This window comes from Mycobacterium sp. 050128, from assembly GCF_036409155.1.
GTDB lineage: Bacteria > Actinomycetota > Actinomycetes > Mycobacteriales > Mycobacteriaceae > Mycobacterium.
The window spans coordinates 144,265-168,705 of the sequence record NZ_JAZGLW010000005.1 but is presented as its reverse complement, the minus strand read 5'-3'; the positions used below and the strand labels follow the sequence as shown (position 1 = coordinate 168,705).

At 65.8% G+C, this 24,441-nt stretch carries 24 protein-coding genes and 1 pseudogene; 12 read left to right on the top strand and 13 right to left on the bottom strand.

The annotated features are described in order from the left end of the window. The first annotated feature begins 21 nt into the window (after positions 1-21). Positions 22-597: a MarR family winged helix-turn-helix transcriptional regulator gene (locus SKC41_RS27045; RefSeq protein WP_330980769.1), complete on the top strand. Its 576-nt coding sequence runs from the start codon at positions 22-24 to the stop codon at positions 595-597. Here SKC41_RS27045 and SKC41_RS27040 read toward each other — a convergent pair. From SKC41_RS27040 to SKC41_RS27030, 3 genes are read right to left on the bottom strand one after another with little or no spacing between them, the layout of a single operon-like run. After that, the gene (locus SKC41_RS27040; RefSeq protein WP_330980768.1) at positions 550-1,812 is read right to left on the bottom strand and encodes a nucleotide disphospho-sugar-binding domain-containing protein; all 1,263 of its coding nucleotides are present in this window, start codon (positions 1,810-1,812) and stop codon (positions 550-552) included. The genes SKC41_RS27045 and SKC41_RS27040 overlap by 48 nt on opposite strands. A gap of 10 nt (positions 1,813-1,822) precedes the next feature. Next, complete coding sequence (fni, locus tag SKC41_RS27035; RefSeq protein ID WP_330980767.1) at positions 1,823-2,866, bottom strand: type 2 isopentenyl-diphosphate Delta-isomerase; 1,044 nt, start codon at positions 2,864-2,866, stop codon at positions 1,823-1,825. A 2-nt stretch (positions 2,867-2,868) separates the two neighbouring features. After that, on the bottom strand, positions 2,869-3,507 hold the full coding sequence (locus SKC41_RS27030; protein WP_442931819.1) for an SOUL family heme-binding protein: 639 nt from the start codon (positions 3,505-3,507) through the stop codon (positions 2,869-2,871). 397 nt (positions 3,508-3,904) lie between these two features. Here SKC41_RS27030 and SKC41_RS27025 point away from each other — a divergent pair, with 397 nt between their 5' ends. Further along, the gene (locus tag SKC41_RS27025) at positions 3,905-6,001 is read left to right on the top strand and encodes an MMPL family transporter (RefSeq protein WP_330980765.1); all 2,097 of its coding nucleotides are present in this window, start codon (positions 3,905-3,907) and stop codon (positions 5,999-6,001) included. Here the strand turns inward: SKC41_RS27025 and SKC41_RS27020 are convergent. Beyond that, positions 5,987-6,481, bottom strand: coding sequence for a MarR family winged helix-turn-helix transcriptional regulator (locus tag SKC41_RS27020; protein ID WP_442931818.1), 495 nt, complete (start codon positions 6,479-6,481; stop codon positions 5,987-5,989). The genes SKC41_RS27025 and SKC41_RS27020 overlap by 15 nt on opposite strands. A gap of 54 nt (positions 6,482-6,535) precedes the next feature. Here SKC41_RS27020 and SKC41_RS27015 point away from each other — a divergent pair, with 54 nt between their 5' ends. From SKC41_RS27015 to SKC41_RS27000, 4 genes are all read left to right on the top strand, one after another. Then, complete coding sequence (locus tag SKC41_RS27015; RefSeq protein ID WP_442931817.1) at positions 6,536-8,656, top strand: MMPL family transporter; 2,121 nt, start codon at positions 6,536-6,538, stop codon at positions 8,654-8,656. Further along, a complete protein-coding gene (locus SKC41_RS27010; protein WP_330980762.1) occupies positions 8,653-9,132 on the top strand; it encodes a TspO/MBR family protein in 480 nt (159 codons plus the stop codon). Before SKC41_RS27015 ends, SKC41_RS27010 begins: the two co-directional genes overlap by 4 nt. Beyond that, positions 9,133-10,464: a cryptochrome/photolyase family protein gene (locus SKC41_RS27005; protein WP_330980761.1), complete on the top strand. Its 1,332-nt coding sequence runs from the start codon at positions 9,133-9,135 to the stop codon at positions 10,462-10,464. A 137-nt stretch (positions 10,465-10,601) separates the two neighbouring features. Then, positions 10,602-11,156 carry a DUF4333 domain-containing protein gene (locus SKC41_RS27000; RefSeq protein ID WP_330980760.1) on the top strand — a complete coding sequence of 185 codons (555 nt, stop codon included), beginning with the start codon at positions 10,602-10,604 and terminating at the stop codon, positions 11,154-11,156. A 3-nt stretch (positions 11,157-11,159) separates the two neighbouring features. Here SKC41_RS27000 and SKC41_RS26995 read toward each other — a convergent pair whose 3' ends face one another. Further along, positions 11,160-11,468 (bottom strand): hypothetical protein, encoded by a 309-nt coding sequence (locus SKC41_RS26995; RefSeq protein WP_330980759.1) that lies wholly within the window; start codon positions 11,466-11,468, stop codon positions 11,160-11,162. 47 nt (positions 11,469-11,515) lie between these two features. Continuing rightward, positions 11,516-12,253 carry an acyltransferase gene (locus SKC41_RS26990; protein WP_096290960.1) on the bottom strand — a complete coding sequence of 246 codons (738 nt, stop codon included), beginning with the start codon at positions 12,251-12,253 and terminating at the stop codon, positions 11,516-11,518. A 151-nt stretch (positions 12,254-12,404) separates the two neighbouring features. Between SKC41_RS26990 and SKC41_RS26985 the strand changes: the two genes are divergently transcribed. Beyond that, the gene (locus SKC41_RS26985; protein ID WP_330980758.1) at positions 12,405-13,679 is read left to right on the top strand and encodes a PQQ-binding-like beta-propeller repeat protein; all 1,275 of its coding nucleotides are present in this window, start codon (positions 12,405-12,407) and stop codon (positions 13,677-13,679) included. Positions 13,680-13,702: 23 nt separating this feature from the next. Here SKC41_RS26985 and SKC41_RS26980 read toward each other — a convergent pair whose 3' ends face one another. The 3 genes from SKC41_RS26980 to SKC41_RS26970 form a co-directional block, all read right to left on the bottom strand. Beyond that, the gene (locus SKC41_RS26980) at positions 13,703-14,386 is read right to left on the bottom strand and encodes an esterase (RefSeq protein WP_330980757.1); all 684 of its coding nucleotides are present in this window, start codon (positions 14,384-14,386) and stop codon (positions 13,703-13,705) included. Between the two features lie 72 nt (positions 14,387-14,458). Continuing rightward, positions 14,459-15,685: a THUMP-like domain-containing protein gene (locus SKC41_RS26975; protein ID WP_330980856.1), complete on the bottom strand. Its 1,227-nt coding sequence runs from the start codon at positions 15,683-15,685 to the stop codon at positions 14,459-14,461. Beyond that, positions 15,643-16,605 (bottom strand): class I SAM-dependent methyltransferase, encoded by a 963-nt coding sequence (locus SKC41_RS26970; RefSeq protein ID WP_330980756.1) that lies wholly within the window; start codon positions 16,603-16,605, stop codon positions 15,643-15,645. Before SKC41_RS26970 ends, SKC41_RS26975 begins: the two co-directional genes overlap by 43 nt. Positions 16,606-16,696: 91 nt before the next feature. On the opposite strand from SKC41_RS26970, the gene SKC41_RS26965 reads away from it, so the two are divergent. From SKC41_RS26965 to SKC41_RS26945, 5 genes are all read left to right on the top strand, one after another. Continuing rightward, positions 16,697-16,996, top strand: a complete 300-nt coding sequence (locus SKC41_RS26965) for a hypothetical protein (protein WP_330980755.1) — start codon at positions 16,697-16,699, stop codon at positions 16,994-16,996. A gap of 3 nt (positions 16,997-16,999) precedes the next feature. Further along, positions 17,000-18,088 carry a hypothetical protein gene (locus SKC41_RS26960; protein ID WP_330980754.1) on the top strand — a complete coding sequence of 363 codons (1,089 nt, stop codon included), beginning with the start codon at positions 17,000-17,002 and terminating at the stop codon, positions 18,086-18,088. After that, positions 18,089-18,658 (top strand): hypothetical protein, encoded by a 570-nt coding sequence (locus SKC41_RS26955; RefSeq protein WP_442931816.1) that lies wholly within the window; start codon positions 18,089-18,091, stop codon positions 18,656-18,658. It begins immediately after the preceding gene. 187 nt (positions 18,659-18,845) lie between these two features. Then, positions 18,846-19,409 (top strand): hypothetical protein, encoded by a 564-nt coding sequence (locus tag SKC41_RS26950; RefSeq protein ID WP_330980753.1) that lies wholly within the window; start codon positions 18,846-18,848, stop codon positions 19,407-19,409. Positions 19,410-19,918: 509 nt separating this feature from the next. Continuing rightward, positions 19,919-20,221, top strand: coding sequence for a colicin immunity domain-containing protein (locus SKC41_RS26945; protein WP_330980752.1), 303 nt, complete (start codon positions 19,919-19,921; stop codon positions 20,219-20,221). Positions 20,222-20,504: 283 nt separating this feature from the next. On the opposite strand, the gene SKC41_RS26940 is transcribed toward SKC41_RS26945, so the two are convergent. The 4 genes and pseudogenes from SKC41_RS26940 to SKC41_RS26925 form a co-directional block, all read right to left on the bottom strand. After that, positions 20,505-21,752, bottom strand: coding sequence for an HNH endonuclease signature motif containing protein (locus tag SKC41_RS26940; protein WP_330980751.1), 1,248 nt, complete (start codon positions 21,750-21,752; stop codon positions 20,505-20,507). Positions 21,753-22,006: 254 nt separating this feature from the next. Further along, positions 22,007-22,684: pseudogene (locus tag SKC41_RS26935) on the bottom strand (enoyl-CoA hydratase); the annotation flags it as partial. After that, positions 22,681-23,508, bottom strand: coding sequence for an NUDIX hydrolase (locus SKC41_RS26930; RefSeq protein WP_330980750.1), 828 nt, complete (start codon positions 23,506-23,508; stop codon positions 22,681-22,683). The pseudogene SKC41_RS26935 and the gene SKC41_RS26930, both read right to left, overlap by 4 nt. Beyond that, positions 23,505-24,383 (bottom strand): ABC transporter ATP-binding protein, encoded by an 879-nt coding sequence (locus SKC41_RS26925; RefSeq protein ID WP_330980749.1) that lies wholly within the window; start codon positions 24,381-24,383, stop codon positions 23,505-23,507. The genes SKC41_RS26930 and SKC41_RS26925 overlap by 4 nt, the downstream gene beginning before the upstream one ends. Positions 24,384-24,441: the final 58 nt, after the last annotated feature.

The following is a 24,441-nucleotide window of genomic DNA, read 5'->3' as shown; positions in this document are numbered from 1 at the left end:
TCTCATGAAGGATGCAGGTAGGTGACCAAGCGCCGCAACGGCTCACCGCCGGACCGTGCTGAGCTGGAACGGCAGCTGTCGGCCGACGTTCGAGCGATCACGGCCCGCTCCGATCGGGTCGGCCGATACTTTGCGCGGTTGAACGACGTCACGAGCAGCGACTTCCACGCCCTGCTGCATATCATGGTCAGCGAAACCGCTGGCAAACCGTTGACTTTGGCCCAGTTGCGGCAGCGCATGGATGTCTCGCCGGCGGCGATCACCTATCTGGTCGACCGGATGATCGAGGCGGGGCACATCCGCCGTGAGCCCGATCCCGATGACCGACGAAAGTGGCTGCTGCGCTACGAAGACAGCGGTATGACGATGGCGCACGCCTTCTTCAGGCCCTTGGGCGCTCATCTCAGCGCGGCGATGACCGATCTCAGCGACGAGGACCTCGATGCGGCGCACCGGGTGTTCCTGGCGATGATCGACGCGATGGCAACGTTCGAGGACGAGCTCGCCAAGCAGCCCAGCCCATTGCCGGCGGGCGTCGGGCGCGGCGCCTCAGCAGCCCGGCGGCAGCAGGCGCGGCGCCAGAACACGCGGCAGTAGCCGCTGCTCGATCAGGTCCGCACCGCGCGCTACCCCGCCGGTTGCGGCGAAACCGGCCGCCACCCGCCGCGCCCCGTCAGCCATGGCCGTGGTCTTGAGTACCGACGCGCGCAGCCGGGAGGGGGTAAGCCTTCGAGCCGGCAGACGGGTGCCACAGCGGGCGACCTGCACGCGACGCGCAACCTCGGCCTGATCGCGCGCGAACGGCACCGCGCAAACCGGGACGCCGCGGTTGAGCGCCTTTACGGTGGCGCCCATCCCACCGTGGGTGATGGCACAGACCGCACGATCAAGCACCGCACCATGATTCACGAATCGGCACACGGTGGCATTAGGTGTCGGCGTCAGCCCGCGGGGCACGCCCGCCGGAAATGTCGCCACCACATGGACGGGCTCTCCGGCCAACGCCTGCAAGGCGATACGGCCCAAACCGGCGTCCGCCTGGGCGATCGAGGATGTGGTGACCAGCACGATGGGGCTTTCGATGTCGCGCATCCAGTCGGGCGGGGTCACGGGCGTCGGCTCGAACTCACAGGCCCCGATGAAGTGCACCGAGTCGTCCCAATCCGGGTGCGGATATTCGAACGGCTCACCGCCGACCGACAACAGCAGCGGTGCGCGGCGCATCAACGCGTCCACCGACGCGACCGCCGGAACACCGACATCCGCACGAAGAGCGTTGAGCCGCGGCACTATCCGGCGATCGAAGAGATGGCTCACGAACGGGCGCATCGAAGCATCGCGGACTGTTCCGGCAAGGCCGGGCAGCGGCCGCAGGCCGGGACCGAACGGCGGCGCGGCACGAGACCTCAAGTACGGCGTGAACGGCGAAAACACCAGCCAGGGAAGATTACTGGCCTCGGCGATCGACATGGCCCCCCAGCAGTTGGCATCCACGATCAGCATGTCGGGCTTGGCCGCTGCTATCGCGCGCCGCAGGTCGCCGACTTCGATCACCGCGCGCCGGCATAACACGTCGACCGTAGTTCTGAGAACCCCTAACGCATTGCGTGCCAGCCAATCCTGCCCGGCAATGGCCTCGATCCGCGGGTCGACGGCCTCGGTGCGGATGCCGAGACTGCGCATGGTGGCAACCTCGGAAGCCATGGTGCGCAGATGGATCTGGTGTTTGCGCGCGGCCAGTTCCCGCAACAGCGCGCCGAGCGGATACAGGTGGCCCAGCGCCGGCGACCCGTAGGCGAGGATTACTGCCATCGGCCCGCCCCTACAGGCGAGCCGCGCCCGCGTCGTGCAGGGCTCGCAGATCGGTCGTGCCGCAGACATGCAGACAGATGCGCAGTTCGTCAATGAATCCTTGCAACCAAGCGGTTGCCGCATCCGCCGAATCGATGGCCGCCCGTAACAGAGGTCGGGCGACCGCCACCACGTCGGCACCTAACGCCAGCGCTTTGGCCGCGTCCATGCCGGTACGGATTCCTCCGGAAGCGACTAATGGGATGTGGGGCAGCGCCGCCCGCACTTCCAAAATGGCTTGCGCGGTAGGTATTCCCCAGTCGGCCAAGTCCGGGTGGCGCAGTTCGCCGTAGCGGACCAATTGCTCCACGCGCGCCCACGATGTGCCGCCCGCGCCGGCCACATCGATGGCCGCCACCGGCGCCTCACCAGTCAGCCGTAGCAGTTCGGCGACAGCTTTGGCGCCGATCCCGTGGCCGACCTCCTTCAACAGCACCGGGTAACCCAGCTTGTCGGTGAGGTCATGCAGTCGGTCCAGAGTTCCGGCGAAATCGGTGTCCCCGTTGCACTGCAGCGCCTCTTGCAGCGGATTGGTATGCACAGCAAGCACATTCGCCCCCACTCGGTCAAGCGCTTGCGCGATGTCGGCTATCGCATCGTCGGTGAACTGCGATAGCCCGATGTTGCCGAACAGCAGCACGTCGGGCGCCACGTCACGCACGCTAAAGCTTGCAGCGGCTCGCTCGCCCAACGCGCTTTCAAGCATGATCCGCTGTGACCCCAGCATCATTCCGATGCCGAGTTTCTGGGCGGCCGCGGCCAGATTTCGGTTGATGGTTCCCGACAACTGCGCGCCGCCGGTCATTGCGCCCACCAACACGGGCGCCCGCAGCCGCACCCCCAGAAATTCGGTGGACAAGTCGATGTCGCCGAGGTTGGTCTGGGTCAAGGCGTTGTACGGCAACGTGTAGCGTTCCAACCCTGTTGTCATTCCCCGGTACCCGACGTCACCGTCCAGACAAACGTCAATGTGCCGGCGCTTGCGGGTGGTCAAATCAGCGCGCTCGGCCGTCATAGTTATCCAGCCAGCTCCACCGGCACCGCAATCTCGTTGCGGCGCAGCGGCGGAACTGTCCATGGGGGATCGTAAAACCACGCCTCCGGCGCATCGATGGCCTTGAATCCGTTGTCGCGCAACGTATTGAATAGCTCAGCGGTCTGCGCCGCGACAGCACGGGCACTGCGGCTGCCGGAGAAGCGACGGACCGCGATCGTCTCGGGCGGCACGCTGACCAGCCTGACTTCCGCGTCGTCGGGCACCGGCAACGACTCCAATGTCCTATCGGAAGGCATGAAGAATCGGATCACCCATTGCCCGTCGCCGGCGCGCTCTTGGGCAACCGGCGCCGTCATGGCTATCTTCTCGCCCTTGCCGGCGTGCTGCGCCACCGGTGCCGTCATGGCGATCTGCTGACGGTCGCGGTTGGCGCCGAATATGTAGCGGGCAAGACGCCGGAAGCCCGCGTTTCGGGCGGTCTCTTCGTCGGCGGTCACCGTGGTCTCCGCGGCGATCCGTGCACCATAGCGACGGATCTCCACGTCGGGCGTCAGTTTCTCGGCGCTGTGGTCGGGTTCCTCGGTGCCGTGACGGTAACCGAAAACCGCACCCGCCGCGTCGAGGACCTGTCCGATCACGCTTGTAATCGATCCGAACACAGGCACCTCATTTCTTAGCGATGTGGGAACCAGCCTAACCGAAAACCTCGATTTAGTTAAATCCTTGAATGTTTCAGATACTTAAGGTATTCTCGGAAACGATCGTCGGCCCCGAAGCCGCGGGAACCAACGGTTGGAGGTCGCACTCGCCGTGGGATCCGCCGACCGTCCACGCAAGAAAACGGTTAAGCGTTGCCGGAGAACGCGATTGGGCATCGATCGCGCGGCCGCCCGCCAGCCGCCACCGCGGATCAATTCCGGGTGCGGCCCCTTGGCACAAGCGGCCAGACTCTGTGTGCATTACCCAAAACACGTGATTATCACTGCGCTGATTGTTTTGATTGCGTCCAGCGTATTCGGCCTATCCGCTGCCAGCAGCCTGTCGGCCGGGGGATTCATGGATCCAACGTCCGAATCCGCCCGCGCTGCCGCAATACTGGCCTCAAAGTTCAATCAGGGTGAGCTGGAACTGATTCTGCTGGTGAATTCGCCCGGCGGCGCCAGTAACGGACCCGCGCGAGCTGTGGGTACCGACATCGTCGCGCAGCTTGCGAAGTCTCCTTTCGTGTCTGGGGTGGCATCCCCATGGGACACGCGACCTGCGCCGGGTCTTCTCAGTGCCGACGGAAACACCGCGATGATCATCGTCGCACTCAACGGTGATGAGAACAGCGCGCCCAAGCATGCCCGGGCATTGGCAGACCTCTACGCGCGCGACCGCCAAGGGGTGTCCGTGCGGGCGGGCGGATCGGCGCTGGTGTTTGAACAGATCAATCAGCAGACCGCAAAAGATCTGCTGCGAATGGAGGTCATCGCGATACCGCTGAGTTTCGTCGCGCTGGTCTGGGTGTTCGGCGGTTTACTGGGCGCGGCACTACCTTTGGCCGTGGGCGCACTGGCTGTCGCGGGTTCACTCGCGGTGTTGCGTGCGATCGCGTTGGTCACCAACGTGTCGATCTTCGCCCTCAACGTGACGGTGGCATTGGCGTTCGCCCTGGCCATTGACTATACGTTGCTGATCATCAGTCGCTACCGCGACGAGCGGGCCGATGGGAAGGGCCGCGACGAGGCGTTGGTGAAAACCGTTACCACGGCCGGCCGGACCGTGTTGTTTTCGGCGATCACGGTGGCACTGGCACTGGCCGCGACGGCACTGTTTCCGATGTACTTCCTCAAGTCCTTCGCGTACGCCGGGACGGCAGTGGTCGGGTTCGCCGCTGTGGCAGCGGTGTTGGTGGCGCCGGCAGCGATCGCGCTGATCGGCGACCGGCTCGACGCGCTGAACGTCTGGCAATTAGGCCGTCGGCTCATCCGAAGCCCCCCTCCAGCACAACGGACCGTCGAACAGAGCTTCTGGTATCGGACGGCGAAACTGGTTATCCGTCACGCGATCCCGGTCGGCATGGCGCTCACGGCATTCCTGCTAGTGCTGGGGGCGCCATTCCTCGGTGTCAGATGGGGCTATCCCGACGATCGGGTACTGCCGTCATCGGCGTCGGCCCGCGTCGTCAACGAGCGAGTGCGCAGCGAATTCGGCACGAATTCTGAGACCCGAGTCAAGGTTGTCCTTCCCGAATCCGCCGGTCTGACAACGACGGACCTGGACAACTACGCCATGCGGCTGTCCCGTGTCACCGATGTCTCGGCGGTGTCCTCGCCTACCGCCACCTTCGTCGCCGGTGAGTCCCACGGCCCGCCCTCGGCCCCGGCCGGGATGGCGCCGGGCAGCGCCTACCTGACCGTTGAAAGCACGGCACCGCTTTTCACACCCGCGTCGGAGACGCAATTGGCCCGCTTGCACGCGGTCGTACCGCCGCAGCACCGAGCAGTCCAGATCGGCGGCCTGGCACAAACGAATCGCGATTGCATCAACGGCATCACCTCCCGGTTGCCGTACGTGTTCGCTTTCATCGCCGTCGTCACGATGGTGCTGCTATTCCTGCTTACCGGCAGCGTGATACTTCCGCTCAAGGCGGTGTTGCTCAATATGCTGTCACTGACCGCGACGTTCGGTGCCCTGGTGTGGATCTTTCAGGACGGTCACCTGGGCGCGGCAGGAACCACGTCAACCGGCACGCTGCCGGTGAACGTCCCGGTGCTGATGTTTTGCATCGCCTTCGGATTGTCGATGGATTACGAGGTCTTTCTGCTTGCCCGGGTCCGCGAATACTGGCTCTACTCACCACGGACGCGGGCGGACAACGATGAAAGCATTGCGCGGGGCCTCGCCCGCACGGGCAGGATAATCACCGCGGCGGCGCTGCTGATGTCGATCTCATTCGCGGCACTGATCTCGGCCGGGGTGTCGTTCATGCGGATGTTCGGTTTAGGCCTGACCATCGCCGTCTTGATGGATGCGACTGTGGTCCGCATGCTGCTGGTGCCGGCCTTCATGCATGTGCTTGGCGGCCTGAACTGGTGGGCGCCCGCGTCGCTGGCAAGATGGCACCATCGAACCTTTGGAGACCATGCGACGCAGCTACGGCTCCGGTGAGCTCAACTCAGCCTGGAAGTGGCGCATCGCGGCGACAAGTGCGACGAAGACCCGATGCGCCGCAGCCAAGTCCGCGTCGGGTAAGTCGTCGAGCGCCGCACGAGTGTGCATGCCCAACGGGCTGAAGAAGGAGCCGGCGGTCGCCAGACCGGGATCGGAGTAACGCAGGATGACCTTACGCCGGTCGTGGGCGTCGGAATCGCGGGTGATGTGGCCGGAATTGATCATGCGCTCGACGAGGTAGGTTATGGCCGCCGCGGACAAGCCCATCTTTTGGCCCAACTCACCCGATGTCAGCGGTGCACCGGAACTCTCGGCGACCAGGATATGCAACAAGGCGCCAAAGTCACTGGGGTACAACCCATGTACCGCCGCGAACACACGACCCATCTGGTCGGATTCGGCGCTGAGGGTACGTGCGTCGGCCGCGATCAGCGCTTCAAGCCGCACACGTTCGTCGGAGCCCCGATTCGGGTTCATCAGATTGGCAGCATACCGCATCTTGTTAACTTGATTAATGGTTAAGCGAGTGAAATGCTTGGGATCGTGTCGTGCGACCGTCTGGCTGCTCTTGTGACCGGCCGGGGCTCGTGGCGGATCGGGTTGGCCACGGTGCTGCTGGGTGTCGGCTTCATCGTGCTGATCGGCGCAAACGCGTCGGGCGGGCAGGCGCCGCTGTCGTTGCCCAGTGACTCGGACTCCGCGAAACTCGACTCCGTGGCCCGCCAATTTCCCGGGGGCGATCAGGTACCGCTGCTGCTGGTCGTCAACCGCGCCGACGGCGCGCGCCTGGACTCCGCCGAGGTGACCGCGACCCAGGCGGCCCGAGACCGGATGCAGCGCGTCGTCGCACCGTTCGCGACAGCCAACATGCAGCCGCCGATGGTGTCGGCGGACGGCAAGGCGGCCATCGGCGTGGTGCCTATCCGTGCCGACCTGTCCGGCATGGTGCTCAACGAGGGAGTCGCCGCGCTGCGCGCCGCCGCCGACGCCGGCCTGCCCGCGGATCTGCGGGCACACGTCACCGGCGGCCCGGCCTTCGGTGCCGACATCGCCAACGCGTTCACCAACGCCAATGTCACCCTGCTGGCGGTCACCGCATCGGTGGTGGCGCTGCTGCTGATCGCCACGTACCGCTCGCCGGTGCTTTGGCTGGCACCACTGCTGGTGATCGGGTTCGCCGACCGCGTCGCGGCGGCGTTGGGTACGGCGGTGGCGTCGCTGACCGGACTGAGCTTCGACGGTGCGACCTCCGGGATCACCAGCGTGCTGGTGTTCGGAGCCGGCACCAACTACGCGTTGCTGCTGATTTCCCGCTACCGGCAAGAAGTTCGGAGCCACGCCGACCACCGCGACGCGTTGCAACTCGCGGTGCGCCGGGCCGGACCGGCGATCGTCGCCAGCAATGCCACCGTGGTGCTGGCGCTGCTCACCCTGCTCTTCGCGTCGACGCCCAGCACCCGCAGTTTGGGGGCGCTGGCGGCCTGCGGCCTGGTGATCGCCGCGATGTCCGTCTTGGTGGTGCTGCCGCCGCTGCTCGCGTTGTGCGGCCGGCGACTGTTCTGGCCGCTGGTGCCCGAGCCCGACGGCGCCGCCACCCTCGATTCCGGACTGTGGCGCCGCGTCGCCATCGAGGTGGCCCGTCGTCCCGCCGTCGTCGCCACGGTCTCGATCGCGGTGCTGGCGGCACTGGCCTGCGGCCTGCTGGGGACTCGAATCGGCTTGTCGCAGACCGAGCAGTTCCGGGTGCAGGCGGATTCGGTGTCGGGCTACGACGTGGTGGCCGCGCACTTTCCGGCCGGGATGGCAAACCCCACCCTGGTCGCCGCGCCGAGCGCCCAGGCGCCGCAGGTGCGCGCGGCGATCGTCGCCACGCCCGGTGTGGTCTCGGTGGCCGATGCGGGTCAGTCGACCACCGGCCTGACGAAATGGTCGGTGGTGACCAGCGCCGCGCCCTCGTCGGACCAGGCATTCACCACCATTGCCGCACTGCGTAATTCGACGAAATCCGCCTCCCCCGGCGCCCTGGTCGGCGGACCCGACGCCCAAGCCCTCGACGTCCGCGACGCCGCCGTGCACGACCGGCTGACGCTGATCCCGGCGATCCTCGCCGTCATACTCATCGTCTTGTTCGTGCTGCTTCGCTCGGCACTCGCGCCGCCCAACCTGCTGTCCGCGACGATCCTCGGCGCCCTGGCCGCGCTCGGTCTCGGCGGCTGGACGAGCCTGCACGTCTTCGGATTTCCGGCACTGGACAACAGCACTCCGTTGTTCGCGTTCCTGTTCCTGGCCGCGCTCGGCGTGGACTACACCATCTTCCTGGTCACCCGCGCCCGCGAAGAGGCGGCGCGGCACGGGGCACGCGACGGCATGATCCGCGCGGTGTCGGCGACCGGCGGCGTGATCACCAGTGCGGGAATCGTTCTGGCGGCGGTGTTCTGCGTGCTGGGCGTCTTGCCGCTGATCGTGATGACCCAGCTCGGGATCATCGTCGGCCTGGGAATCCTGCTCGACACCTTCGTGGTGCGCACCCTTGTCATCCCCGCGCTGTTCGCCCTGATCGGCGATCGCATCTGGTGGCCGGCCAACCCGGTCGACCCTGAAGACGTTGAGCCGCAATATAATCCGATACAACAAGAACGGAGCAGGCTGTGAAGCTCTCGACTCTCGCCGCGACGACGCTCGCGGTGGCCGTGGCCGCAGGCACCGGAAGCATCGCCAGCCCGCGACGCGTGCCCGCGTGGTACACGCGGTTGCGCAAACCCGCCTACCAGCCACCCGGCGCCGCCTTCCCCATCGTCTGGACCGGCCTCTACGCCGACATCGCGACGACGTCCGCGGTGGCAGTGGACAAATTCCGCGCGGCGGGTCAGCACGACAAAGCGCGCGGCTACGTTGTCGCCCTCACCGTCAACCTGGTGCTCAACGCCGGATGGAGTTGGCTCTTCTTCCGCTTTCACAAGCTTGGGGCGGCCGTGCTCGGTGCGGCCGCGCTGACGGCCAGTAGCGCCGACCTCGCCCGCCGGGCCGCCGCGGCCGACCCCCGCGCCGGCGCGGCCCTGGCCCCCTACCCGCTGTGGTGTGCGTTCGCCACTGTGCTGTCCACCCACATCTGGCGACTCAACCGGTAAATGCCTGCGCTTCTGTGGTTTCGCCGCGATCTGCGATTAGGCGATCATCCGGCGCTGCTCGCCGCGGCCGAATCCGAGGACGTGCTCGCCTGCTTCGTGCTCGACCCGCAGCTGGAGAAATCGTCTGGCCAGCGCCGGCTGCAGTTTTTGGGTGACTCGCTGCGGCAACTGCGCGACGACCTGGATGGCCGGCTACTGGTGACCCGAGGACGCGCCGAAGAGCAGATTCCCCGCATTGCCAAGACGATTGACGCGACGGCGGTGCACATTTCGGAGGATTTCGCGCCGTACGGAAAACGCCGTGACGAAAAGGTCCGCGCGGCACTGGGTTCGGTTCCCCTGGTCGCGACCGGATCACCGTATCTGGTGTCGCCCGGCCGCATCACCAAGGACGACGGCGAACCCTACAAGGTGTTCACCCCGTTTCTGCGGAAGTGGCGAGCGGAAGGCTGGCGCAAGCCCGCACAGTCGAGCGCCGATTCGGCCCGCTGGCTCGACCCGGCCCACGTGGTCAAGCAGTGCAAGATCCCCGACCCCGGCGTCGACCTGGGTCTGGAAACCGGTGAGAAAGCGGCACTTTCGCAATGGGAGCAGTTCGCCGACGACGGACTGCAGCGCTACGCCGAGGACCGGAACCGGCCGGACCTGCCGGGCACCAGCCGGATGTCGGCGCATCTGAAGTTCGGCACCATTCACCCCCGCACCATGGTCGCGGCGATGAACCTGCGTGCCGCAGGAGCGCAGGCATACTTGCGGGAGTTGGCCTTTCGTGACTTCTACGCCGGCGTACTGCACTTCTGGCCGTCCAGCGCCTGGCGCAATTGGAACAGCGACTTCGACGGCATCCAGACCGATACGGGCCCGGAGGCCAAGCGTCGGCTCGAAGCGTGGAAGGCCGGTGAAACCGGGTTTCCGATCGTCGATGCCGGTATGCGGCAACTTCGCGAGACAGGCTTCATGCACAACCGGGTGCGGATGATCGTCGCATCGTTTCTGGTCAAGGACCTGCATCTGCCGTGGCAGTGGGGCGCCGAATGGTTCCTGGATCAACTCACCGACGGCGATATGGCCAACAACCAGCACGGCTGGCAGTGGTGCGCGGGGTGCGGTACCGACGCCGCGCCGTACTTCCGGGTGTTCAACCCGACCACCCAGGGTGAAAAGTTCGATCCGGCAGGCGATTACGTTAAGCGCTGGATCCCTGAGTTAGCCGCCGCAGACGACTCCCATTTACGCAAAGGCGAACGGCCACAAGGGTATCCGGAACCGATCGTCGACCATGGCGTCGAACGGGCCGAGGCGCTGCGCCGCTATCAGAGCATCGGTTCCTAGCCACCCCGTTGTCATCGGGCACCCGCACCCTACGGCACACCGAAACGATCTTTTGCCGAAATCACCTTCCCATACCTATTCGGCATGTAATCATCAGCCGATTCACAGTCGTCAAGTCAAAGCGCCAGGGAGGCGATATGGCCCACTCGATCGTTCGAACGTTGCTGATTTCAGGTGCTGCCGCGGGGCTGATGGCCAGCGCCGGCGCCTGTTCGTGCTCGATCGGCTCCTCGGGGCCGCACGCGGTGGACAAGAAGGACGTCGCGAGCCAGATCACCCAGAAGTTGACCGATGCGCAGGGCAACAAGCCGGATTCGGTCGACTGCCCGGGTGACCTGCCCGCGAAGGTCGGTGCACAGCTGAACTGCTCGATGAAGGTCAAGGATGTCACCTATGGCGTCAACGTCACGGTGACCAGCGTCGAGGGCAGCAACGTCAAGTTCGACATGGTGGAGACCGTCGACAAAAACCAGGTCGAGAAAGCGATCAGCGACAACATCACCCAGCAGGTCGGGACGAAGCCCGATTCGGTGACCTGCCCGGACAACCTCAAGGGCGTGCAGGGCGCGACGCTGCGGTGCCGCCTCGTCACGGGCGGCCAGAACTACGGAGTGAACGTGTCCGTCACGGGCGTCGACGCCGGTACCGTCGACTATCACTTCGTCGTCGACGACCAGCCGTCCTCGCCTTAAGGGTCAGTAGCCGACCGCGGCGAAGTACCCCACCACGCCCAGCAATTCGGCGAGCGCGGATATGGCCAGCGTCGCGACGGCAAAGGGCCAGCCCGACCGTCGGCGCACCAGCCGGATGACCGTCCAGATACACCCGACGAGGGTGAGCGCGGCCGCCACCGAGACCGACAGCAGGACCGAGGTGGCGGCCCGGTCGGCGCTGCAGTGTTCGGGCGGGCAGTAATCGGTGAAGGCCAGGAACATGAATTCCATGCCGGCGGCGGCCCCCCAGCCCACGACCGCGACGACCATCAGCACGATGGACAGCGCCACGTCCCAGCCGGGACGCGTCGGCGCGGGACCGTATTGCCCCGGCGAGGTCAGTGTGCGGCCTTCTTGCGCTCGATATCGGCGAGAGCGGCGGCCAATTCGGCCCGCTGCGCGGCGGAACTCTCCCAGGACAGCTGCCGGTTCTTGACCACCTTGGCCGGCGCACCGACCGCGATCGAATAGTCGGGAACGACGCCGCGCACCACCGCGTGCGAACCGAGCACGCAGCCCCGCCCGATCGAGGTGCCACGCAGAACCGTCACCTTGACCCCGACCCAGGTGTCCGGGCCGATCCGCACCGGGGACTTGATGATGCCCTGGTCCTTGATCGGCAGGTTGATGTCGTCCATCCGGTGGTCGAAATCGCAGACGTAGCACCAGTCGGCCATCAGCACCGAATCGCCGAGCTCGATGTCGAGGTAGCAGTTGATCACGTTGTCGCGGCCCAGCACGACCTTGTCGCCGAAGCGCAGCGAGCCCTCGTGCGCGCGGATCGTGTTCTTGTCGCCGATGTGCACCCAGCGGCCGATCTCCAGCTGCGCCAACTCGGGTGTCGCATGGATCTCGACGCCCTTACCGATGAACACCATGCCCCGGGTGATGATGTGCGGATTGGCCAGCTTGAATTTCAGCAGCCGCCAGTAGCGCACCAGGTACCACGGCGTGTAGGCGCGGTTGCGCAACACCCACTTCAGCGAGGCCATCGTCAAGAACTTGGCCTGACGTGGGTCTCGCAGCCGGTGGCCCCGCCAGCGACGGTGTACCGGGGCTCCCCACATGCTCGTCACAGCCGGAAAGCCTAACGCGGTCAATCGTCAGCGTGCGAACCGCCACGGGTTACCCTCACCTGTACCGAGCGACCCGCGTGCGGAAAGGATTTGAAAAATCGAGGTGCTTGTCCGACAACCCGTCAGTGGGCTTCGGCGTTGCTCGTCCGTAGTGCTGGCAGCTGTACTCGCGATCGGGCTCGGCGGTTGCGGCAATACCGACTCGTGGGTTGAAGCCGCGCCCGCACCGGGCTGGTCGGCGCAGTACGCCGACGCGGCCAACAGCAGCTACACGACGACCGGCGGCGCCGACAAGCTGTCCCTGCAATGGACGCGATCGGTCAAGGGCAGCCTGGGCGCCGGACCCGCACTGGGCTCGAGCAACTACCTCGCCCTGAACGCGCAGACGCCGGCGGGATGTTCGCTGATGGAATGGGAGAACAACGACAACGGCCGGCAACGCTGGTGCGTGCGGCTGTTCCAGGGCGGCGGTATCGGCGGTCCCCTGTTCGACGGCTTCGACAATCTCTATGTCGGCCAACCGGGAGCTTTCCTGTCCTTCCCGGTGACGCAGTGGACGCGGTGGCGCCAGCCGGTGATCGGAATGCCTACCACCCCAAGGTTTCTCACCGATGGCCAACTGCTGGTCAGCACACACCTGGGGCAGGTCCTGGTGTTCGACGCACACCGCGGCATGGTGGTCGGCAGTCCGCTGGACCTGGTCGACGGGATTGACCCGACGGACGCGACGCGCGGGCTCGCCGACTGTGCTCCGGCGCGGCAGGGCTGCCCGGTCGCGGCCGCCCCCGCCTTCTCGGCGGCCAGCGGGATGGCGGTGCTCGGTGTCTGGCAGCCGGGCGCTGCGGCGGCTGGGCTGGTCGGGCTCAAGTACCACCGCGGCCAGACTCCCCTGCTGACCCGGGAGTGGACCACCGACGCCGTCGCCGCCGGTGTGATCGCCAGCCCGGTGCTGTCGGCCAACGGCTCAACCGTCTACGTCAATGGCCGCGACCAACGGTTGTGGGCCCTGTCCGCTGCCGACGGGAAACCGAAGTGGTCGGCGCCGCTGGGCTTCCTGGCCCAGACGCCGCCCGCGGTCACTCCGCAGGGCCTGATCGTCTCCGGCGGTGGACCGGACACCAAGCTGGTGGCCTTCAAGGACGCCGGCGATCACGGCGATCAGGTTTGGCGCCGCGACGACGTCACCCCGTTGTCGTCCGCGGGCCTGGCCGGGTCCGGCGTCGGCTACGCGGTAGTGAGCGGCCCCCCGCACGACGATGCTCCCGGCATGTCGCTGCTGGTGTTCGATCCGGGCAACGGCCACACGGTCAACAGCTATCCGCTCCCCGCGGCCACCGGCTACCCGGTCGGAATCGCGATCGGCACCGACCGCCGGGTGGTAGCCGCCACCAGCGACGGTCAGGTTTACGGCTTCGCCCCTGCCTGAAGCCCTGCCTGAACCCGTTCCCGCTAAACGGCCAGCGGCGGGATCGCGCTGCGCGGCACCTGGGCTTGGCAGGCGCCCGCGAACGCGGGCAGCATCTCCCCCGGCGCGAAGTAGAAGATCAGCTGGTCGTCGGTGATGGCGAAGTTCTGGTAGTGAGACGGGTCGCGGCCCGACGACGGCAAGATGGCCGCACCCAGCGCGTTCTGCCGTTCCAGGTCGGCCTTGACCAGCGGGAAGATGGTTTCCAGCGCCGACGTGTTGGGGGCGAACAGGTTGTCGAAGGTGATGGGCTGCTTGGTCCCGACGTTGTAGTTGAACGCCTTGTACCAGGTGGACGTGTGCGATCCGCCGACGTCCTGGAAGAACTTGAGCACCACGCTGCGGGTGTTGTGCGGCGGCTGACCTGCGAAGTGTTGCTCGGTGGTCGTCTCGAGTTGGTAGGGCTGGTCGCGCGGCCCGGACGTCTGCGCGACGGACAGGAACCCATCCCGGTTCTGCGTGATGTAGTCGATCAGCGGCTGCGGGTCCGGGTAGTCGGCCGGAAACGTCATGTTCAGCGTGTACGTCGGGCTGGTCGAGTGGATGTGACACATCTGCCCGTCCCCGACGGTACCGCCCACACTGGCACACGACGGCGGGTCGGCGGCGGCCGGCCAGCCCAGCAGAACTGTGGTGATCAGCACCGCGGCCGCGATCAGATAGCGCATAACTCGAATTGTCCTCGTCGACTTCAAATGGCGAGGTCCCCCGGAAAGTGACCGCCGACAGCGTACAGGGCGCTACCGCGACGCGCGGCAGACATACGCCGTCGCCCGGGCGGCGGCCCCGGGGCCCAGGCGGGTGATGAGCACCGACAGGGATTGGCTGCCGCGCGGGCGCAGCCGTCGCCGCAATGCGTCGGGGTCGACCTGCACGCCACGAACCAGGATCTCCAGCACCCCGCAATCGTGCGCCGACAGGACATGGCGCAGCCGGCGCTCGTCGAACTCCAACTGCTCGAGCACCTCGAAGCCGCGCACATTCGGCGGCAGACTGTCACCGGACAGGTAGGCGATATCGGGGTCGAGTTGCCACAGCCCGTGCCGCGCGCCGTAGTGGCGTACCAGCCCGGCCCGCACCACGGCGCCATCCGGGTCGACGATCCACTGCCCGGCCGGCCGCACTCCGCAGTCGTCGGACTCGGCGTCGGTGAGCTGCTCGTCGCGATCCAGGACGCTGGCCCGTCGGAGAACCCCCGGCTCGGCCAGCCCGCCCGACCACAGGCACGCTTCGCGCACCGAGCCGCGATACGACGTCACCTCGATTTCGCCGTTAAAACCGAGACGGTGCAGTTGATCGAAATCGATTCCAGGAGCACATTTTACGACGAGCTCGCGACCCCGGTAGCAGTCGATCAACTCGCCCAGGCCCGGTTGGTAGTCGGCCGGGTTGAACCGGCGCTGCCCGCCGCTGCGGCGGGCCGGGTCGATGACGACGACCGCGTCGCGGGTCACCGGGTGTAGCGCGTCGGCACGACACAGACCGGCGCCGACGTTGTGGGCGGCCATCGCCAGCCGTACCGGGTCGATGTCGCTGCCCACCGCGTGAGCGCCCGCGTCGCGCAGCGCGGCCACTTCGGTGCCGATCGAACAGGTCGCATCGTGGATGACGGCGCCCGACACGCGCAATCGCCTGGCCCTGTGCTGGGCGACCGGTGCCGCGGTGGCTTGCTGCAACGCTTCGTCGGTGAAGAGCCAGTTCGCCACGTCACCCAGCTGGCCGAGCTTGTCGGCTGCACGGCGGCGCAGCAGCGTCGTCTCCACCAGCACCGGCGCCCGGTCGCCGTACCGCGCCCGCGCCGCGGCGATGTCGGCGATGCGGGTGGCGTCCGTCAACGCGAATTCGGCGACCACGGCCAGCGCCGCGACACCCGCATCCGAGCGCAGGTAACCGACGTCGTCGGTGGTGAAGCGCAGACCCGCACTCAGGAGGGTTTGACCCCGGTGACCATCACGTTGTAGAACCAGCCCTTCGGCGCCAGGTGCCGCCAGACGTTGGCGTCGACCCAGCTCAGCGTCTTCCAGCCGTTGAAGGCGAATTTCGCCCAGGTCCAGCCCAGGCGTCCCGGCGGCACCGATGCCTCAAAGGTGCGTACCGGCCAGCCGAACATCGCGGCGGTGAACTCCTCGCTGGCGGTCCCGACTTCTACCGCGCCGGCGTTGGTCGCCATCCGCTCGAGGTCCTCGGGTGTGAAGGTGTGCAGGTCGACGATGGCTTCCAGCGCCGCGACCCGCGAGGACTCGTCGAGCTCGACCTGGGGGCGCCGCCAGCCGCTCAGGCCGGGCAGCTTGGTGACGTTGGTGGCCACTCGCCAGGTCAGCGTGGACAGCGAACGCGCGTAGACCTCGCCGACGTTGGTCGGCTCCCCGGCGAAGACGAACCGGCCGCCGGGCTTGAGCACCCGGATCACCTCACGCAGCGACAGCTCGACATCGGGAATGTGGTGCAGCACGGCGTGCCCGACCACCAGGTCGAAGGTGTTGTCGTCGTACGGGATGCCCTCGGCGTCGGCGACCCGGCCGTCGATGTCCAAACCCAGCGACTGGCCGTTGCGGGTGGCCACCTTGACCATGCCCGGCGACAGATCGGTCACCGACCCGCGCCGCGCGACGCCGGCCTGGATCAGGTTGAGCAGGAAAAACCCAGTGCCACAGCCCAATTCGAGGGCGCGGTCGTACGGTAGTTCGCGCAGCACCTCCTCGGGCACCGCAGCGTCGAACCGCCCGCGGGCGTAGTCCACGCAGCGCTGGTCATAAGAGATCGACCATTTCTCGTCGTAGGTCTCGGCTTCCCAGTCGTGGTAGAGCACCTGGGCGAGCTTGGTGTCGTGCCGCGCGGCTTCGACCTGATCGGCCGTGACATGGCCGGCCGGAGTTACTTCGGTCATGCAGGGCAGCCTAATAGCCCGCGGCACCGGCCCGATCCGCCCCGGCACGAAGTGAAGTGTCAATCGGCAGATTCGACTTAAAATCGACGATGTGGCCGACGTTCTTCGGGTCAGTGATGAGGGGCTGCAGGTGCTGGCGGCGCACTGCGAGACGGTCGCAGCGGAGCTGGTGGCGGCGACTCCGCTGCCCAGAGTTGGGCTACCCATCCAGGCGACATCGGCTGCCGTCGGTGCTGCCCATGCGGCCGTGGGAGAAGTCATCACCGTGTTAACCCAACGAGCGCAAACAAGCGCGGTCAAATCGGCCATAACGGGCACCGAGTTTGCCGCGAACGACACTGCGGGTGCGCAACAAGCCGCCGCCATCGCTGCCTCGATACCGCAGGTGTGACCGGTGGCGGGGGTCGGTGGCGCGGGAGTCCCGTCCCTCTCGGAGATCCAGGCCTGGGATGTCGCTCATTTAGAAGGTGCAGCCACGGACTGGTCAGCCACCGCCGAGCATTGGGAGTCGTCTTTCAGTTCGATTCATCGCGCTTCGGTGTCCCCGGGCGGGACGGTGTGGGAAGGCGTCGCTGCCGAGGCCGCACAGGAAAGAGCCTTCGCCGATCTGGTGAAGGTGCGAGGACTGGCTGACGTGCTGCACGAATCCGCCGCGATAGCGCGCCGCGGAGCCGACACACTCGATTCCGCCAAGCGCAGCGTGCTGGATGCGGTCGAGGAAGCCAGCAGCGCCGGATACCTTGTCGGCGAGGATCTTTCGGTAACGCCGCCGCGAGCCAGTGTGGCAGCGCAGGCGCAGGCGCAGCTGTACGCCGCCGACATCCAACAACGCGCCGCACAGCTCGTTGCCCACGACGCAGAGATCGCCGCCAAGATCACCACCGCCAGCGCACCTCTGAACGGTGTCGCTTCCGCCGAACCGCCAGCGTCGCCCGTGGCCCGCGCGCTCGGTGCCGGCTTCAAGCTGGACCACGAATGGGACCCCTACACCGACCAGCCCGCGCATGGGCCATTCGAGCCTGTCTCCCCGGGGCCGACGCAGTTCGATCCGAAAACGGGAACGGTGCAGGGCGGCGGCGGTCCCGTCGGAAAGGGTGGCTCTGGCGCAGGCGGCAAAGGGGGTAGCGGAGGCGCTGAGCCACCCAAGGGGGGCCCGGGCGGCCCGTCAGGTCCGAGTGTCGCCGATCAAGCCACGAAGATTGGGCAAGAGATTGCGGGACTTCCCAAGGGAACCAGGCTAGATACATTGGCGGACAGAGTTACGGGCTTACACCTAGGTCAAATCCAGGCGGCGGAGGCGGCGAATACCGCTGCAAGAACCGCATTCGGTGACACCGCAGGAATTGCGAATATGCCCAACGGAACGAAAGTAATTTTACCAGCTAGGATCGATCAAGGAATTGCATTGATAGTACAGAATGACGGATCGGTGACGGTTTTTAGGGGCGACCTTCATCAATTTTTACCCCATCTTGGCAGCTGATTGGAAGCAATGGATAAATTACGAATTTCCGCCATAACCGACTTCGAGGTGTACGTGCTGATGACGATGAAGTTGAGGATCAAGATGTCTCATAAGGAGACTCAACTCGAAGCGAAATTAAACGAGCATGGTCTATCCGTCGGCGACGCGCAACGTGTCCACGATCGCGTAGCCAACGAGCTTGGGGGTGCAACAACCTATTTTCAAAATATGAAGAGCCTGCTCGGCGTGGACCCATCAGCTATCTCGCTCAGGTACAGCAGCGTGTTATGGCCGGGATTCGAATTTAAGGCGAACGCTACTGAAGACGGAAAACTTGAGTCAGCCCGATATTGCCACTACAAACGGGAGTTGCCGCACGTCGACTCGCCTATCGGACTTCCTATCTGGGGCATGGACCTTGACGAGTTCGCTGAGCGATTTGGCCCAATGAAAGATGGCCGCAAATGGTCGGTGTTTGACGAGCTTCTTCCCTCCTACGAAGAATACGAATTCCAATGGGGCGAAGATAGCTATGGCGCAGGGTTTAGTTGGGGGCTGTTCATGTTTTCGGCAATGTCGTGGGATTGAGCCACAAGACCGCCAGCGCTCATCTAAGTGCTGTCACTTTCGCCGAATCACATAGCGCCAGCCATGGCTCGGGCGCTCGGCGCCGGTTTCAAGCTGGCCCACGAATGGGACCGGACGGATCGGCCTCCGTGTTTCGCGGTGACCTCAAGCAATTTTTACCCTACATCGGCAGGTGAATGGATCAGCAATGAAGGCAACGTCGGCGCCCGGTGTAATCGATTTCGAGGTCTACCTGCTGATGACAATGAAGATGCGAATGTCCATGGCGGGCAAGGAATCCCTGTTAGAAGCTAAATTAGCCGAACACAAGCTCGCCATCGAGCAGGCGAACCTCATATACGAGCGAGTGTCCGAAGCTCTCAGCGCCCCGGCCTCCCGATTTGAGAACATGAAGAAATTGCTGGGCATCGTCAGCCCCGAGTTTTCGCCGCTAAAATACGGCAGCGTGTTGTGGCCCGGATTCGAATTCAAAGCTACCGCTGGCGAAGACGGGGGGCTTGAGGCTGCGGGGTACTGGCACACGCGTCATGATCCACTCAGCGTCGCTTCGCCAACCGAGATAGCCACATGGAGCGTGGACACAGCCGAGTTCGCGAAGCACTTCGGACCGCTGATCCTGCGCGGCAAGTGGCCCCTGTTCGATGAATATCTTCCCGGATACGAGGAGTACGAATTTCCCTGGAGGGGAGAGCGTTACGGCGCGAGATTCATTTGGGGTCTTTTCTTGTCATCCTCAATTTACTGGGATTGAAGTCGCCGCCTCCACCCCCGCGGCATCGGGATCGCCTCTACGCCGCCGACATCGAACAACACGCCGCGCACAGCTGGTTGCCCACGACGTAGAAGCAGCCGCGAAGATCACCGGCCCTAGCGCACCTTCGAACGGTGTCTCGTTCGCCGAACCGTTACCTACTGGGAGTGGGACGTGAATCCCAAGGTGCAAGGGCAGGGATGCGACGAAGATCGTGGACCCGTCAGCTATCTCGCTCAGGTACAGCAGCGTGTTATGGCCGGGATTCGAATTTAAGGCGAACGCTAAAGACGGACACCTTGAATCAGCCCGATATTGGCACTACAAACGGGAGTTGCCGCACGTCGACTCGCCTATCGGACTTCCTATCTGGAGCATGGACCTTGACGAGTTTGCCGCCGGAGTGGACCGTCACGGTTCCCAGTCGTCTCGTTAGTATCAGGTCTTAAGCTCAGCCCCGAACAACTTCAGCATGTGATAAACGACGGAAAATTGGGAGGTGGAGATTGATGTCGCCCGACAAAGCAACGGTACAGCGCATGACTGAAAAATACAGAGACGTGATTTTCAGATTCGCCAATCGGAAAATTTCAGTCGAGGAATTCGAGCCTACGTACCTCAAATTATTTAAACACGATAAAGATCAGGTGCCCGGCCCTGAATTCAATACTCTTGAGAAATTGTTCTTCGCAGTCGACGACTATGTTGCAGATCCCGGCCTGCGCCAACACGTGCGCGGCTTAGACGAGGAGCAACTACGCGATTGCGCACGCGACGTCTACCAAATGCTCTACTTAAGTACAGATCATTGACTCGTTTCGCTCGATGAACACTCTCCGTACGGGCTCAGTGCCCGGGCAATCAACGGGTTCACACAAGACGGTAACGAGCAGATCCAGGGCCGAGACGGTCATGGCGTCAACGACGGCGCGCTCAATGATGCAGTCCAGCGCCACGTCAATCCACCGAGATTCAAGCTGGACGCGGCGGCCAACGCCTTGCGCAGTCCGTCCAAGCAGCGCCGCGCCCAGTTCGCGGCGACGTTGTAGTCGTCGTCGGGCGTATTGACGATCGGGACCTGAGAGCAGTGGGCGTCTAGTTGGGTGTGGATGGTGGTCGGGGCTGGAAGGGTTGATACCACCACCAGTGGGCGCGTTCGCCGGTGGGTCCCGGGCATGGTGGAACGTCGGGCGGGGGTTGGGTTGGTGGGCGTGCGAGGGATCCGGCGCTGAGCGTTCGGCCGGAGTTGTCGGTGATGACGAGATCGTCTGCGGGGCCGGTGATGGTGATGCCGCCTTGGTGGTGCAGCCGGTGGTGATACGGACACACCAGCACCAGATTCGCCAACTCGGTGGGGCCGCCGTCCTCCCAGTGGCGCAGGTGGTGGGCGTGCAGACCGCGGGTCGCTCCACAGCCGGGCACCGCGCACGTTCGGTCGCGGTGCTCCAGAGCGCGGCGAAGCCGCCGGCTGATCAGCCGCGTCGTGCGGCCGGTGCCGATGACCTCGCCGTCACGTTCGAACCAGACCTCACACGTGGCATCACACGTCAGGTAACGGCGCTCGGCGTCGGACAGCAGCGGACCCAGATGCAGCGCCCCAGCACGCTGCTCGACATCCACATGCACCACCACCATGGTGTGCTGACCGTGGGGCCGCCGCGCCGCCTCGGCGTCCCACCCCGACTCGACCAGGCGCATAAACGCCTCGACGGTTCCCGGCAACGGCGGGGCGATATCCGATGCCGCCTTGCTGGTGCCGCGATCGTGTTTCCACTCGGCGATCAGCGCGTCGCGATGAGACGCCAGTGCCGCGTCGAACATCGCCGCCTCGGGGCGCGGAAGCGTGATCCGCCAACAGCTGTACCCCTCGCCGGATGTCTTCGTGATGGCGCGCTCCGGTTGCGGCCGAGAATCGGGTTCGGGTCGTGGTTCGAGCGCGACCGCGGTGCGCAGCTGGTTGACCGTGGCACTACGCGCCAGCTCCGCATAATGCTCATCAGAGCCCTCGGCGGCGCGGGCCGCGATGACCCCGACCTGATCCAGCGACAGCCGCCCCTCCCGCATCCCTTGGGCGCAGCGCGGAAACGCTTCGAGCCGACCCGCCACCGTGGTGACCAGATGGGCGTTGCCCGACGACAACCCGAGCTTCCAGGCCACCAACGACGACATCGACCGCGCCCCCGTAGCCCCGCACATCCCCTCCCGATCAATCTCGGCGACGATCTCCACGATGCGCCCATCGATCGCGTTGCGCTGACCGGCCAACTGCGCCAACTCGTCGAACAACACCCCAAGACGATCGGGCGCAGTCACCGCCGGCGACAAAGACGCGATCGAAGACATAACGCCATCATCGCAGCCGAGTACGACAAGTTTTGGCCCTCGACCCGGCACCGGGACAGGGAGCGTGAATGTTCACGCAACACCACCCGATCGGCCGCCCGAATGGCCCCGACGACGTCGAATGCCTCGGTGCGAGGCCTCGACGAGGACCAACTACGTGATTGCGGGAGCGACCCCACGGGTCAAATCGTCGTCTTCACCCCAGCTGGTAGGAGTCGCGTGACGCGGGGCGAACTTCATCGGCGGCCTCTTCAGACTCGGTGGTCCGTGCCGACCCCGAAAACGGCATTGATGCCGGCCTTGGCGGCGGCAAGGGTGTCGGGCGGGCCGTCGAGGAAGCGCCGCGCCCAGTTCGCGGCGGCGTCGTACACGTCATCGGGCGCCACCAGCTCGTCGACCAGGCCCAGCTCCAGGGCCTCCTCGGCGTCAACGAAGCGCCCGCTGAACACCAGCTCCTTGGCATGACTCGCCCCGGCGGCCCGCGTCAGTCTGTCCAATCCCCCGGGCACCCGTTCCGACAGGATCTCCGTCGCCCCGAACTTCACGTTGTCGCCGCTGATCCGCCAGTCGGCGGCCAGCGCCAGCGTCAGACCCGCGCCCAGCGCGTAGCCGGTGACCGCGGCGACGGTCGGCTTCGGGATGGCCGCGACGGCGTCGACGGCGTCGGAACGCACCTGGGTCGCGCTGACGGCCTCGTCGGCGCTCAGCGTCGCCAGCTCCGGCATGTCATCCCCGGCGGAGAAGATCTCGTGCCCACCGAACAGGATCACCGCGGCGACGTCGTCGCGCTCCCCTACCTCGGCGGCCGCCGCCGCGATCTCCCGATAGACCTGCCGGGTCATCGTGTTGGTCGGCGGCCGCGACACCAGCAGGACGGCCAGTCCGGCGTCCTGCGAGCCGTCACTGACCACGACGTGGACGAACTCGCTCAATGCCGCCACCCCATGCCGCCCTTTTCACGGGCCTGGTGGTAGCGGTCGGAATCGAAGAACTCGAAGATCCAGTTGTCCCCCTGGATCTCCAAATGCGGTTGCACCGGGACGATTTGGCGCTCGACGGCCAACACTTCGGCGACGGTGTGCCCGGCAAGTGAGTCCAGCTGGGTCCAGGTCGGCGGCAGCAAGAAGCAGCGCCCGGCTTCGAAGTCGTCGATCGCGGCTTGCGGCGTCGACCAGCCGGCACTGTCGGATTCGGTGTTCTCCCCGTCGGCCCGCTGGCCCTCCGGCAGAGCGCCCACGAAGAAGTAGGTGTCGTAGCGGCGGGTGCGCTCGGCTTCCGGCGTGACCCAGTTGGCCCACGGCCGCAGCAGGTCGGAGCGCAGCACCAGGTTTTCGGTCCGCAGGAAGTCCGCGAACGACAACGTTCGGTCGTCCAGAGCCCGGCGGGCATCGGCGTACACCGAGGCGTCGCGCACGATTCCGTCCGGTGACGAAAGCGATTGGCCGGCCGGGCCCGCGAACAACACCCCGGACTCCTCGAAGGTCTCCCGGGCCGCCGCGCACACCAGCGCCGCGGCCAGCTCGGTGTCGATGCCAAACCGCTGTGCCCACCAGTCCGGCGCGGGGCCGGCCCACGCGATATCGGCATGACGGTCGCGGTCGTCCACCCCGCCGCCGGGGAAAACCATCGTCCCCGGGGCGAACTCCATCTTCGAGTGCCGGCGCATCAGAAAGGTCTTCACGCCGCCGGGCACGTCGCGGATCAGCATCACGGTGGCCGCCGGCCGGGTCGGCAACGGCTCGGGGGTGGTGTTCATTCCAGCCTCCTCCGATGGGCCGCGCGGGCGCGAACACGCCGCGCGAAGTACCGCCCATCGATGACGTCCAAGGCGATCGACTGACCGAAGGCGGCCGACAGGTTCTCGGCGGTCAACACATCGGCCAGCAGCCCCGCGGCCACCACCCGCCCCTCCGACAGCAACATGCAGTGGCTGAAGCCCGGCGGAACCTCCTCGACGTGGTGAGTGACCAATACCAGGGCGGGCGCGTCGGGGTCGGCGGCCAGGTCCGTCAGCCGGGATACCAGTTCCTCGCGGCCGCCCAGGTCAAGGCCGGCGGCGGGTTCGTCGAGCAGCAGCAGCTCGGGATCGGTCATCAGCGCGCGGGCGATCAGCACCCGCTTGCGCTCCCCTTCGGACAGCGTCCCGTAGGTGCGGTCGGCCAGGTGCTCGGCGCCCAGGCTCTCCAGCATGTCGAGGGCGCGCTGATGGTCGACTTCCTCGTAACGCTCGCGCCAGCGGCCCAGTACCGCGTAGCCGGCCGAGATGACCAAGTCGCGCACGACCTCATCGGAGGGGATCCGCTGCGCCAAAGCCGAAGAGCTGAGCCCGATCCGGGCCTTCAACTCCGACACATCGACGCGGCCCAGCCGCTCGCCGAGCACGAAGGCGATACCGGTCGACGGGTGCTCGGCGGCCGCGGCGATGCGCAACAGTGACGTCTTGCCCGCGCCGTTGGGACCGATGATCACCCAGCGCTCGTCGAGTTCGACGGCCCAATCCAACGGCCCGACCATGACATGGTCACCGCGGCGCAGCGAGACGTTTCTGAAGTCGATCAGCAGATCGGGGTCGGCTTCGGCAGTGCCGGTTTCGGGGCCGGTTTCGGAGCTTTCGGGACCGGTTTCGGGCACCCGATCATCGTGCCGTACCGCGAGAGTGTGATGGCTGCCGGGTCGGTCCAGTGCGCAC

Coding starts and splice junctions, on each gene's coding strand:
- SKC41_RS27040 (WP_330980768.1), bottom strand. CDS start 1,812: ATGGCAGTAATCCTCGCCTACGGGTCGCCGGCGCTGGGCCACCTGTAT.
- fni (WP_330980767.1), bottom strand. CDS start 2,866: ATGACGGCCGAGCGCGCTGATTTGACCACCCGCAAGCGCCGGCACATT.
- SKC41_RS27025 (WP_330980765.1), top strand. CDS start 3,905: ATGGATCCAACGTCCGAATCCGCCCGCGCTGCCGCAATACTGGCCTCA.
- SKC41_RS27020 (WP_442931818.1), bottom strand. CDS start 6,481: ATGAACCCGAATCGGGGCTCCGACGAACGTGTGCGGCTTGAAGCGCTG.
- SKC41_RS27015 (WP_442931817.1), top strand. CDS start 6,536: ATGCTTGGGATCGTGTCGTGCGACCGTCTGGCTGCTCTTGTGACCGGC.
- SKC41_RS27005 (WP_330980761.1), top strand. CDS start 9,133: ATGCCTGCGCTTCTGTGGTTTCGCCGCGATCTGCGATTAGGCGATCAT.
- SKC41_RS27000 (WP_330980760.1), top strand. CDS start 10,602: ATGGCCCACTCGATCGTTCGAACGTTGCTGATTTCAGGTGCTGCCGCG.
- SKC41_RS26980 (WP_330980757.1), bottom strand. CDS start 14,386: ATGCGCTATCTGATCGCGGCCGCGGTGCTGATCACCACAGTTCTGCTG.
- SKC41_RS26970 (WP_330980756.1), bottom strand. CDS start 16,605: ATGACCGAAGTAACTCCGGCCGGCCATGTCACGGCCGATCAGGTCGAA.
- SKC41_RS26950 (WP_330980753.1), top strand. CDS start 18,846: ATGAAGGCAACGTCGGCGCCCGGTGTAATCGATTTCGAGGTCTACCTG.
- SKC41_RS26945 (WP_330980752.1), top strand. CDS start 19,919: ATGTCGCCCGACAAAGCAACGGTACAGCGCATGACTGAAAAATACAGA.
- SKC41_RS26940 (WP_330980751.1), bottom strand. CDS start 21,752: ATGTCTTCGATCGCGTCTTTGTCGCCGGCGGTGACTGCGCCCGATCGT.
- SKC41_RS26930 (WP_330980750.1), bottom strand. CDS start 23,508: ATGAACACCACCCCCGAGCCGTTGCCGACCCGGCCGGCGGCCACCGTG.